We start from the raw sequence: 12,137 nt of genomic DNA on the forward strand, positions 1-12,137 counted from the left end.
CTCGAAGTACCCCGACGAGGAGGACTTCGAGATGACGATCACTACGGACCGCCCGGAGCTGGCGGCCCTGGCCGAGCAGTACGCGTCGTTAGGCTTTGTCCTGGTGAAAGGCCTGCTCAGCAAGGAAGAAGCGGCGGCGTACCAGGAGCGCAGCCACGCGCTGCTGGCGCAGCTCAACCGCAACGACGACCCGACCTGGAAGTCGGCGATGGGGCTGTCGGACGGCGCCACCCGGCTGCAGCACCTGCACGACGCGCAGTTCTACGACGCGGCCTTCTCCCGCCTGCTGGTGGACCCGCGGTTCACCGACGTGGCCGCCGCGGTGATGGGCGTCGAGAACGTCCAGCTGCACCACACGAAGCTGTTCGTGAAGCCGCCGGAGAACGGTTCGCCGTTCCCGCTGCACCAGGACTACCCGTTCTTCCCGCACACCCACCACCGGGTCGGCGCGGCGATCTTCCACTTCGACGACGCGCCGGAGCAGAAGGGCTGCGTCCGGGTGATCCCGGGCAGCCACCTGGACGGGCCGCGCGAGCACGACCCGGAGGGGTCGTTCCACCTGCCCGACGTACCGTTCGAGTCGGCGGTGCCGCAGCCGGCCGAGGCGGGCGACGTGCTGTTCTTCACATACCTGACCGTGCACGGGTCGGGCGTGAACGTGAGCGACGAGGCGCGGACGACCTGGCTGGTGCAGTACCGCGACCCGGGCGACCCGCCGTCGGTGAAGACCCACGACCACTCGCTGGGTCAGGGCATGATGCTGCGAGGAGTCGACCCGACCGGCAGGAGCAACATTTGAGCTTGTCGTCCGTTGCGGCGGCCGATCGCTTCGTCGACCTCGCAGGGCTGCTGGAGTCCTGCGAGGTCGACGGTTTTCGCGCGGACTTCGTCAGCTGGGGGCATTACCGGCCGGAGTACTGGCGCAACTACTGGCACAGCCACTCCTTCCACGAGGTCTGTCTCGCGTTCGCCGGTGAAGGGCGCTTCAACTCGGGCACCACCGAGTACGCCGTGAGCCCCGGCACGGTGTTCCTGGCCCGGCCGGGTGACGTGCACGAGATCGAATCGAGTCGAGCCGACCCGCTGGGCATCGCCTTCTGGGGCTTCACCTTCCGCCCGGTGAGTGCGGCAGCCGCGTCCGCGGGTTGGTGGTCCGGCCTTACCCGGACCGACGGGCCCGTCGTGTCGACGCGCGTCGGCGGTCTCGCCGCGACCATCGCCGGTCTGGCCGCGGAGGCAGCTGCTCCGCAGTCCGGCTACCAGGCGTCGCTCAGCGCGCTCGGCTCGGCGCTGGTGCTCGACACCGCTCGCGCGTTCGCGCTCGACGACGACCTGGCGCTGGACGCGGGCGACGCTCTCACCCGCTCGCGTGATCGGGTCCGGGTGCTGGTCGACCTGATGCAGCGACACCTGATGGACAACCTGGCCCGCCCGGTCACCGTCCGGGACGTCGCCGCCGCCGTACACCTGTCCGAACGCCACACCGAGCGGCTGTTCCAGCAGCAGACAGGGGAGTCGTTGATGGCCGCGCTGCGCCGGATGCGGCTCGACCTGGCCGCTCAGCTGCTGCTCGACCGCAGCGTCACGGTGGGGGAAGTCGCGAGGGCCTGCGGGTACTCCGACGTGCGGCCGTTCAGCACAGCGTTCCGGCGCCGTCACGGCCAGTCGCCGTCGGCGTTCCGGGCCGGCGGAGGGACCCGCCACCTGCACGAAGGTTGACCCTCGCGCTGACTTCGATCCCTGGACGCGCCTGCACCGCGGTGCTGCAATGCGAGCAAGCACCGAGCGCGCCGACCAGGTTGGTGAGCTCGACGAACGTGCAGCACGTCAGTCCCCTGGAGGAGACATGAGTCGACTCAGCCGTACCCTCGTCACCGCCGTCCTGGCCTTCGTGGTCGCGCTGCTTCCATCGCTGCCGGCCGCGGCGATCACCGGCGGCCAACCCGATGGGAACCGTCATCCGAACGTCGGCCTGATCCTGTTCTACACACCTGACGGCCGCTTCCGCTGCAGCGCGACGCTGGTCTCGCCGACCGTCCTGCTGACCGCCGGGCACTGCACCGACGGGACCCTCGGCAAGACCCTGGTCACGTTCGACTCGGTGATCGCGGAGCAGCCGCCGTCGCCGTTCCCGGTCGCCGCGAACCCAGCGGTCGGCTACACCCAGGCCGAGCTCGAGGCCGCCGGCTACCGGTCCGGTACGGCGTACACGCACCCGGAGTACTCGAACTTCACCGACCTCGACAACTGGAACGACGTCGGTGTCATCGTGCTCGACCGTCCGGTCACCACCATCCAGCCGGCCACCATCGCCCCGCTGAACTACCTGGACGCCTTCGCTCAGCCGCGGTTGAACAAGACCATCTTCACTTCGGTCGGCTACGGCACCGAGGTCCGCAAGCCGGAGTCCGGCCCGCAGAAGCCGGAGCCGATGACGTACCCGCTGCTGCGCCGCTTCGCCGAGCAGCCGGGCCAGAAGTTGACCGACCAGATCCTCCAGGTCAACGGCAACCCCAACGACAACCGGGGGACCGGTGGCACCTGCTTCGGCGACTCGGGCGGCCCGACGTTCCACGGCGGCTACGTGGTCACCGTGACCAGCTACGTCTACACCGCCAACTGCCGCTACCTCGGCGGCCTGCAGCGGGTGGACATCCAGGTCGTGCAGACCTGGCTGAGCACCTTCGGTGTCACCTTCGGCTGACCCCGGCCTCGTTCGGGCGGCGGGCGGGCTCCTGCTCGCCGCCCGATGCGGTAATCTGGTGATATGCGAGTGAGCCTGCTCCTTAGTTAGCCGTACTGGCATCGAGGCGCTTTCTGCGCGCCGGTCAGTGCGGCGTCCCCTCCTGCGTGAGGGGCTTTTTCATGTTCCGGATGCCTTTCTGGCAGATTTAGGCTCAACCAACACGAAGAATGCGGGAGTAGGACCGTGAGCGAGCAGGTGGACGACACCCCCATCGACCGGGGCGGGTACGACTTCGAGGCCATGCAGGCCAAGTGGCGGCCGGTCTGGGAGAAGCTCGACCCGTTCAAGGCCAAGGACGACGGCTCGGCCGAACGGCGCTACGCGCTGACGATGTTCTCCTACCCCTCCGGCGACCTGCACATGGGTCACGGCGAGGTGTTCGCGCTGCACGACGTGCTGGCCCGGTTCTGGTTCCAGCAGGGCTACGACGTGATGAACCCGATCGGCTGGGACTCCTTCGGGCTGCCGGCCGAGAACGCCGCGATCAAGCGCAACGAGCACCCCGCGACGTACACCTACGCCAACATCGAGACCCAGGCGGAGTCGATCCGGCGGTACGCGCTGAGCTTCGACTGGTCGCGCCGGCTGCACACGTCCGACCCGGAGTACTACAAGTGGACGCAGTGGCTGTTCCTGCAGTTCTTCGCGCGTGGATTGGCCTACCGCAAGGCGTCGTACGTGAACTGGTGCCCGAACGACCAGACCGTGCTGGCCAACGAGCAGGTCGTCCAGGGCCGGTGCGAGCGGTGCGGCTGGGAGGTCACCAAGCGTGAGCTGACCCAGTGGTACTTCAAGACCACCGAGTACGCCCAGCGGCTGCTGGACGACATGGACCAGCTGCAGTGGCCCGAAGAGATCCTGCTGATGCAGCGCAACTGGATCGGCCGGTCCGAGGGCGCGTTCGCCTCGTTCCAGGTCGAGGGCCGTGACGAGCCGATCAAGGTCTTCACCACTCGTCCGGACACGCTGTTCGGCGCCACCTTCATGGTCGTCGCGCCGGACGCCAAGCTGGCCGAGGAGCTGGTCACGCCCGAGCAGCGCCCGGCGTTCGACGAGTACCTGAAGGCGGTCAAGGCCTCCACCGAGATCGAGCGGCTGAGCACCGAGCGGGAGAAGACCGGTGTCTTCCTGGGCTCGTACGCGATCAACCCGGTGACCGGCGAGCGGATCCAGATCTGGGCCGCCGACTACGTGCTGGCCGACTACGGCACCGGCGCGATCATGGCGGTGCCCGGCCAGGACAGCCGCGACTGGGAGTTCGCCGAGAAGTTCGGCCTGCCGATCGTGCGCACCGTGCAGCCCGAGGACGGCTTCGACGGCAAGGCCTACACCGGCGACGGCCCGGCGATCAACAGCGCCAACGACGAGATCAGCCTGGACGGGCTGCCGATCGACGAGGCGAAGTCGCGGATCATCGACTGGCTGCAGGACAAGGGGCTGGGCGAGCGCACGATCAACTACCGCCTGCGCGACTGGCTGCTGAGCCGGCAGCGCTACTGGGGTGCGCCGATCCCGATCATCCATTGCCCGACGTGTGGTGAGGTCGGAGTGCCCGAGGACCAGCTGCCGGTCGAGCTGCCGGACCTGCGGGGCGCGGCTCTCGCTCCCAAGGGCGTCTCGCCGCTGGCCTCGGTCCGCGAGTGGGTCGAGGTGGCCTGCCCGAAGTGCGGTGGCGACGCCGAGCGCGACACCGACACGATGGACACCTTCGTCGACTCGTCGTGGTACTTCCTGCGCTACTGCTCGCCGAACTACACCGAGGGCGCGTTCGACAAGGACGCGGTGAACCGGTGGATGCCGACGTACCAGTACGTCGGGGGCAAGGAGCACGCCGTACTGCACCTGCTGTACGCGCGGTTCTTCACCAAGGCGCTGCACGACATGGGGCTGCTGGACGCCGTCGAGCCCTTCACCCGGCTGCTGAACCAGGGCCAGGTGATCAACGAGGGCAAGGCGATGAGCAAGTCGCTGGGCAACGGGGTCAACCTGGGCGACCAGCTGGACGAGTTCGGTGTCGACGCGATCCGGCTGACGATGGTCTTCGCCGGTCCGCCGGACGACGACATCGACTGGTCCGACCTGTCCCCGGGTGGTTCGCTGCGCTTCCTGCAGCGCGCCTGGCGGCTGAGCGGCGCGGTGGAGGCTCCGGTCGGCGCCGATCCGGCGACCGGTGACCTGGCGCTGCGCAAGATCACCCACAAGACCGTGGCCGACGCGACCGAGCTGATCGAGTCGTACCGGTTCAACGTGATGGTCGCGCGGGTGATGGAGCTGGTGAACGCGACCCGCAAGGCGATCGACTCCGGTCCGGGCGCGGCCGACCCGGCGGTCCGCGAGGCGACCGAGGCGGTGGCGATCCTGCTGAGCCTGGTCGCGCCGTACACGGCCGAGGACATGTGGGAGAACCTGGGTCACCAGCCGACGGTCGCCAAGGCCGGCTGGCCGACGGTCGACCCGGCGCTGCTGGTCGAGGACTCGGTCACCTGCGTCGTCCAGATCGCCGGCAAGGTGAAGGAGCGGCTGGAAGTCGCGCCCGACATCAGCGACGCCGACCTGGAGAAGCTGGCGCTGGACTCGGAGGCAGTGCAGAAGGCGCTGGACGGCCGTGGGGTCCGCAAGGTGATCGTCCGCGCGCCGAAATTGGTCAACATCGTCCCGGCCTGACACGCTGGCCGGTATGCGCTCCGAGCTGATCGACGTAGCAACCGGTAGTCACGAGGTCGTTTTCGACCTGACGAGCAAGTGCGAGCAGTTCGTCGACGCTGAGGCCCACCAGGCCCAGGGCGACGGACTGCTGCACGTGTTCGTCCCGCACGCGACGGCGGGGGTGGCGATCCTGGAGACCGGCGCGGGCAGCGACACCGACCTGCTCGCCGCGCTCGAGCAGCTGCTGCCCCGCGACTTCCAGTGGCAGCACCGGCACGGCAGTCCCGGCCACGGCCGCGACCACGTGCTGCCGGCGCTGATCCCGCCGTACGCGTCGATCCCGGTGCTGAACGGCCGGATGATGCTCGGCACCTGGCAGTCGATCTGCCTGGTCGACACCAACGTGGACAATCCGCAGCGCCAGGTCCGGCTTTCCTGGCTGCCGTCGTGAACAAATGACCTGGCGCGGCTTTTGTGTGGTCTTTGCTGACTTATCGTGATGTTGCCGGAGGTGTTACCTCGGCGAAACACGTCTTCGCTTGAATATTCGCATGGCAGCCCTTGATTCCCTGCTCGGCGTGGGCGCCGAGCTGATCGTGCGCGCCACCAGGGGCATCTGCGACGGCAGCCGGCTCAACGCCGACCACGGTCGCACGCTCACCGCGGCCCGCCTCTCGGACTGGTCCGAGGTGCTTTCGCTGTACGCCGAAAAGAATGCCGAGGACGTCCGGGTCAGCGCCTGATCCGGGTATTTCCTGTCCACGCAGCAATTCCCTTTTCAACCGTTCTCCGGGTTTTCACCCCGGCCTTCGCCGCGCGGTGCCGCCACGGAAGTGGCCGCTGTGCCCGCCACGGTCACGTATCTTGTGCTGTGGCGGTGTGAGGCTCAGAAGGGGTGACGGGCTTTGGCGGACGCGGATGGCCGGGCTGCGGGACGGAGTGGGTTCGCCGATCTCCTGCTCGACCTGAGGGTCCAGGCGGGCTTCTCCCAGGAAGAGCTGGCCGAGGCCGCCGGGCTGAGTGTGCGCACGATCCGGGAGCTCGAGGCGGGCCGGGTCGCCCGGCCGCGGAAGGACTCGGTGCGGCTGCTCGCCGAGGCGCTCGGGCTGCAAGACGGTGACGCCGGCAGGTTCCTGGCGGCCGCTGGGCATGCGACGGTCCGGCCGGTGATCGCCGTGGGTGCTCCGGCGCCGTCCGGCATGCGCTGGCGCGGGACTCGGCCGATTCCGGACGGGCTGGTCGGACGGGACACCGAGCTGGCTGAGCTGGCCGATCTGCTGCGGCAGAACCGGCTGGTCACGCTGGTCGGGCCCGGCGGGGTCGGCAAGACCGAGCTGGCGCTGGCCGCCGCAGACCGGTTCTCCGGTGCGGACACGACCGTCGTGGTCGTCGACCTGACGACGGTCCAGCGCGACTCCGCCGTACCGTCCGCGATCCTGGACGCCTTCGGGACGGCGCCGGGCACCTCCGACCTGGACGACGTGCTGTCCGGGCGGCAGCCGGGCGACCTGGTGATCGTCGAGGACAACGCCGAGCACGTGCTCGACGGCGTCGCCACGGTGGCGAACCGGATGGTCCGCAGCTTCCCGAGCGTCGGCGTACTGGTGACCTCGCGGATCCCGCTCGGGTTGCCGGACGAGGTGGTCCGCCGCGTGCAGGTGCTCGGCGTACCGGCGAACGACCGGGACTTCGCGGAGATCGCGGCCAGCCCAGCGGTGGAGATGTTCGTACGGCGCGCCGCTCGGGTCCGGCCGGACTTCGCGCTGACTCCGGACAACGCGGCGACCGTCGCGCGGCTGTGCCAGCGGCTGGACGGGCTGCCGCTCGCGCTGGAGCTGGCCGCGGCGCGGGCCGGGTCGCTGTCGGTGGAGACGATCCTGGCGGCGCTGGACGACCGGTTCCGGCTGCTGTCCGGGCCGCGGCGGTTCGGGGCCCCGCACCAGCGGACGCTGGCCGACACGATCGCGTGGAGCGTCGACGCGCTGTCCGACGCGGCTCGCCAGTTGCTCTACCGGGCCTCGATGCTCGGGTCGCCGTTCACGCTGGACGCGGTGGTCGGGGTCTGCACCGGTACGCCGATCGACCCGCTCGACGTACCGATGCTGCTGGCCGAGCTGGTCGACAAGTCGCTGCTGCAGCCGGTGCTGGAGTTCGAGGCGCTCTACGGCGCGCGGTACAAGATGCTGGAGACGATCCGCGAGCACGCGTACGCCGGGCTGACGTCGCAGAGCACTGATCTGACCGAGTTCCGCGACCGGGCGGTGAGCTGGTGCGCGGAGTACGTGAAGGGGCTGGAGGGCGCCTGGGCGAGTCCGGACCGCGAACGGCGGTACCGGGCGGCCAACGCGAACTCGGCGACCTTCGAGGTGGCGCTGGAGCGGGCGGCGGAGCTGGAGCAGTGGGACACTGCCGCGCAGATCGTGCTCGGCTTCCGGATCGCCTGGCAGTACCAGGCGAGCGTGGCGCAGAGCGGGATCCGCTGGGCCGTGCAGTGCGCCGAGAACGTGGTCGACAAGGAGGTCAGCGGGATGCTGCTGACCATCGGCGGCCGACTGTCGAACCTGACCGGCGACGTACGGGCTGCTCGGCGGCTGTACGGCGAGGCGCGGACGCTGACGTCACCTGAGTCCGAGATGGGGCTGGTGGCTCGGGGCGGCTGGGTGTCGTCCGGGTCGCTGCTGCTGGACACGGCGAGCCTGGCGGAGATCCCGGCGCTGGTGGCCGATGCCCGCTCGCACGGCAACGTCCAGCGGTCGGCGACGGTCCAGGCGATCTGCGGGCTGGCGCTGGCCAGGTGGGGACGGCTGCCGGAGGCCAAGGAGCTCCTGCTGGCGTGGGAGGCGGCGCTGGCGAATCCGGGGGTCTATCCGGACGAGATCGCTTACATGGCGCTCAGCCGGGTATCGCTCGAGCTGGGTGATCTGGCCGATGCGCGGCGATGGGCGGAGCTGGCTCGCGACAGCCAGGCCTCGGACGACCCGGAGCGGACCAAGATCGCCGGGTGCCTGGCGATGGTGGAGTTCCAGGAGGGGCGCTACGACGAGGCGCAGGCGCTGCTGGACGAGGCCGACGAGGACATCCGCGGGCATCGGGGCTACTTCGACTATCTGGTGATGCTGTACCGGAGCCGGCTGGCACGTCGCACTGGTGACATCGCCGCGGCTCGTGCGTCGATCCGCGACGCGGTGAGCCGGCTGCAGGTCGAGGGACGCGTGGTCTACCTGCTCGACGTCTTGCCGGAGGCGGTCGCCGTACTGCATGCTGCTGGGCACTCTGCCGCGGCAGACCTGCTCTGCGGACAGCTGCTCGCCTGGCAGCAGACGATGGACCCGCCGATGCTGCCGACCGCCTGGGCGGTGCTGCAGGAGTCGTGCTCGACCGCGACCGTGGCACCCGGCTGGCCGGAGCCCAACCCCGCCGAGTCCGTACGGCGGCTGGCGGACGACGTACTGGCTGCTCTTTCCTGACGTCTCCGGGCGGAAGCTGCCGGGGAACTGCCGGTTGTTCTGCCTCGTCCGGGTCTGCCGCGCCGACCAAGATGGTCGGCGTAGGGCAGGTTCCACACAGACAGAGATCGACGGCCGGACCGGGTGTTCGAGGCAGGAGGTGGTCACCGTGACGAAGCGAGCGCGGGCCACCGACCAGCCGGAGGAGACCACGGGACGGGTGGAGGCGACACGGAGCAGGCACGGCAGTGATCGGTGGGGGCGCCGTTCAGCTGTCGCGAGGCTCCGGAGTGCTGCGACGTGCGGATCTGTCCTACGTAGTACCGGGTGCCGTGCGCTGTCAGGGCACCGGACCCGGGGTGGGGCTCCAGCAGAGGCCATGCACACGACACAGGGGACGAGTGCGGGCCCGGTCGGTACGGGAAAGCCGGTGGGTTGGACGCCCATCGGCGGGGCCGGCCGCTGGAGCTCCCCGGGGTAGTTCCGGGGGAACAACTGCGGGGGATGCAGGGGGAGGAACTGGCAACCAGGGGGAGTCAGTTCGTGCGAGGTGGCAGCCAACGGAGGGGTTGGCCGCCACCTCGCTGTTATGCGTCGGCAGGTAGGACCGCGGACTTGTCGGAGACGTAGCCGACCATCCAGTGCGGCTGGAGACGGCAGTAGACGATGTCGTCGCCCCAGGTCGACGGCGAACTGCCGTAGTGGGCGACCAGGTGGTCCTCGATCTCCTGGAAGTCCGGATGCTCGGGGGTCAGGAACTCGACCCGGCCGTGGCTGAACACGCCGATGCGCTCACCGTCGACGTACGAGATGCTGGCCGCCGGTCTGGCGCGCAGATGCCTGGCCTTGGCCGCGCTGCCGGCCGTGCTGAACACCCAGCGGGCGTGCAGGAAGTGTCCGTCGACCGCGCTGATCCGCGGCTCGCACTTCGCGGTGACGGTGGCCAGGTTGAGCGTGCGCATGCCGGTCAGCGCCTTGGTCAGCTCCTCGGCGGTCAGCTTGCGTTCGCCCGTGACGATGCTGCGCAGATGCTCGGTGGACCGCCCGTACGCCGCGTCCAGCAGCTCCTGCAACTGCGTGATCTCGGTTGTGGTCTCCCTCATGCTTGCCACTCTCGCACCAGGCGCCGACGAAAACTGTCCGGTAACCTCGCTGCATGTCAGCCCGCGTGCACGTCGTCACCGACTCCACGGCGGGACTGTCGGCGCACGAGGTGCTCCGGCACCCGCTGACCGTCGTACCGCTGCAGGTGGTGATCGGCGGTACGTCGTACGACGACGGCGGCACGAGCGCCGACGCCGTTGCGGAAGCGCTGAAGACCTTCACGCCGGTCTCGACCAGCCGCCCGTCGCCGCAGTCGTTCGCGGACACGTACGCCGCGTGCGCGAAGGCCGGCGCCGAGTCGATCGTGTCGATCCACTTGTCCGGGGACATGTCCGGGACGTTCGAGGCGGCGATGATCGGGGCCAAGGAGTCGCCGATTCCGGTGCGGGTCGTCGACTCGCGCTCGCTCGGCATGGGCCTGGGTTTTCCGGTCCTGGCCGCCGCCGAGGCCGCCGCGTCAGGCGCGTCTCAGCAGGAAGTCGAAGCCGCCGCGCGCGCTCGGATGTCGTCCATCTCGTCCTATTTCTACGTCGACACCCTCGAGTACCTCCGCCGAGGCGGCCGCATCGGCGCCGCCCAAGCCCTGCTCGGCACGGCTCTGGCCGTCAAACCCCTGCTCACCATCAGCGGCGGCCGCATCGTTCCCCTCGAGAAGGTCCGTACGTCGTCCCGAGCCATCGCCCGGTTGGCCGACATCGCCGTCCAGCGAGCCGGCGACGGCCCGGTCCAACTCGCCGTCCACCACCTCGCCAACCTCGACAAGGCCCACACCCTCGCCGACGGCCTCGCCGCCCGCCTACCCCAGGCCGACCACATAGTCCTCCGCGAGGTAGGCGCGGTCATCGGCGCGCATGTGGGTCCGGGCATGCTCGCGGTAGTCATCGCCCCGCGCTGACGAGCCCGGGCGTGCTCGCGGTCGTCTCCTTCCCGCGCTGACGGGCCGGACATGGCCGTCACCACTCCGCGCTGACGCCCGCTCGCTCGCGTTCAGCACCGGGCACGCAAACCACTCCCCGGCACCCAGCCCAGCCGACAACCGACCCTCTCACTTCCTCCGCTCTTTTCCGGCCGCCGCGACCTCAGCCCCCGCAACCTCCCCGGCCGCATCGCCGCTTGCCCGACCAGCGCTAACGATCCCCAGCCGGCACGACCCCATCCTGACAAACCACCCCTCACACACCCTGTTTTCTTCCGGCAGCAGCAACCCCAGCCCTCGCAACCTCCCCGGCCGCATCGCCGCCCACCTCGACCCACACCGAGTTCTCCACAGGCAAAAACCCGCACCCAAACAACCGCCCAACCCCTCGTACCTTCCCTGTGTGAAGCCACCACGCCGCACCCCCGCGCCGAACCCGGCCGACCGCCAGGCTGCCCTGGACCGGTTGCGCGCCGCCTCGGCCCGGAGTCCGGCCGACGAAGGGGAGGACGAAGTGCGAGGCGGATGGATCCCAGACACCGTGCTACCCGAGCGCCTACGCGGCACCCGCTGGACCGTGGCTCCTCGCCACCTGATCGTGATCGCCCTGGTCCTCACCATCGGCCTGACCTGGGCCGGCTGCTCAGTCCTCCGCTCCCGCCCCGAGCCGATCCCCGACCGCCCAACCACCGCCACCCCCAACCTCACCCCAGGCTCCCCAGTCACCGCTCCCACCCCAGCAAACGTCAACCCCACCTCACCCCCAACCCCACCGACCACCCTCGTCGTCCACGTAGCCGGCAAGGTCCGCCGACCCGGCCTCATCCACACCAAATCCGGCGACCGCGTAGCCGACGCCCTCGCCGCAGCCGGCGGAGCCCTGCCCGGCACCGACCTCACCACCCTCAACCTCGCCCGCCCTCTCACCGACGGCGAACAAATCGTCGTCGGCGCTCCCAATCTCCCACCTGCCGTCAGCTCCACAGGCCCGCGCCCGACCTCAGCCAGCTCCGGACCCACCGCCACCGTCGACCTCAACACCGCCACCCTCGACCAACTCGACTCTCTCCCCGGCGTCGGCCCCGTCCTGGCCCAGCGCATCCTCGACTACCGCACCGAGCACGGCCGCTTCACCACCATCGACCAACTCCAGGAGGTCACCGGCGTAGGCACCAAGAAGTACGAGGACCTGAAGCCTCATGTCCGCATCTGACCCGCGAACGGCGGCGGGGGAGACGTTCACCCCAAAGCAGCTTCACCCCGAAACGCCGGACACGCC

At 69.7% G+C, this 12,137-nt stretch carries 10 protein-coding genes; 9 read left to right on the top strand and 1 reads right to left on the bottom strand.

Going from position 1 to position 12,137, the window contains the following annotated elements:
- Positions 1 to 31 precede the first annotated feature (31 nt).
- From ACQPXM_RS13500 to ACQPXM_RS13530, 7 genes are all read left to right on the top strand, one after another.
- The gene (locus ACQPXM_RS13500; protein ID WP_432948364.1) at positions 32 to 799 is read left to right on the top strand and encodes a phytanoyl-CoA dioxygenase family protein; all 768 of its coding nucleotides are present in this window, start codon (positions 32 to 34) and stop codon (positions 797 to 799) included.
- Between the two features lie 2 nt (positions 800 to 801).
- The gene (locus ACQPXM_RS13505) at positions 802 to 1,719 is read left to right on the top strand and encodes a helix-turn-helix domain-containing protein (protein ID WP_432948365.1); all 918 of its coding nucleotides are present in this window, start codon (positions 802 to 804) and stop codon (positions 1,717 to 1,719) included.
- Positions 1,720 to 1,846: 127 nt separating this feature from the next.
- Entirely contained in the window at positions 1,847 to 2,704 is an 858-nt protein-coding gene (locus tag ACQPXM_RS13510; protein ID WP_432948367.1) for a trypsin-like serine protease, read from the top strand.
- A 225-nt stretch (positions 2,705 to 2,929) separates the two neighbouring features.
- On the top strand, positions 2,930 to 5,410 hold the full coding sequence (gene leuS / locus ACQPXM_RS13515; protein WP_432948369.1) for a leucine--tRNA ligase: 2,481 nt from the start codon (positions 2,930 to 2,932) through the stop codon (positions 5,408 to 5,410).
- Between the two features lie 13 nt (positions 5,411 to 5,423).
- Positions 5,424 to 5,843, top strand: coding sequence for a YjbQ family protein (locus tag ACQPXM_RS13520; RefSeq protein ID WP_432948371.1), 420 nt, complete (start codon positions 5,424 to 5,426; stop codon positions 5,841 to 5,843).
- Between the two features lie 100 nt (positions 5,844 to 5,943).
- Positions 5,944 to 6,135 carry a hypothetical protein gene (locus ACQPXM_RS13525; RefSeq protein ID WP_432948373.1) on the top strand — a complete coding sequence of 64 codons (192 nt, stop codon included), beginning with the start codon at positions 5,944 to 5,946 and terminating at the stop codon, positions 6,133 to 6,135.
- 162 nt (positions 6,136 to 6,297) lie between these two features.
- On the top strand, positions 6,298 to 8,859 hold the full coding sequence (locus tag ACQPXM_RS13530) for an ATP-binding protein (RefSeq protein ID WP_432948375.1): 2,562 nt from the start codon (positions 6,298 to 6,300) through the stop codon (positions 8,857 to 8,859).
- A 566-nt stretch (positions 8,860 to 9,425) separates the two neighbouring features.
- On the opposite strand, the gene ACQPXM_RS13535 is transcribed toward ACQPXM_RS13530, so the two are convergent.
- Entirely contained in the window at positions 9,426 to 9,941 is a 516-nt protein-coding gene (locus ACQPXM_RS13535; RefSeq protein ID WP_432948377.1) for a pyridoxamine 5'-phosphate oxidase family protein, read from the bottom strand.
- Between the two features lie 53 nt (positions 9,942 to 9,994).
- Here ACQPXM_RS13535 and ACQPXM_RS13540 point away from each other — a divergent pair, with 53 nt between their 5' ends.
- Entirely contained in the window at positions 9,995 to 10,837 is an 843-nt protein-coding gene (locus tag ACQPXM_RS13540) for a DegV family protein (protein ID WP_432948379.1), read from the top strand.
- A gap of 424 nt (positions 10,838 to 11,261) precedes the next feature.
- Positions 11,262 to 12,071, top strand: coding sequence for a ComEA family DNA-binding protein (locus tag ACQPXM_RS13545; RefSeq protein ID WP_432948381.1), 810 nt, complete (start codon positions 11,262 to 11,264; stop codon positions 12,069 to 12,071).
- Positions 12,072 to 12,137 lie beyond the last annotated feature (66 nt).

Source organism: Kribbella sp. CA-253562 (assembly GCF_050942265.1).
Taxonomy (GTDB): domain Bacteria; phylum Actinomycetota; class Actinomycetes; order Propionibacteriales; family Kribbellaceae; genus Kribbella.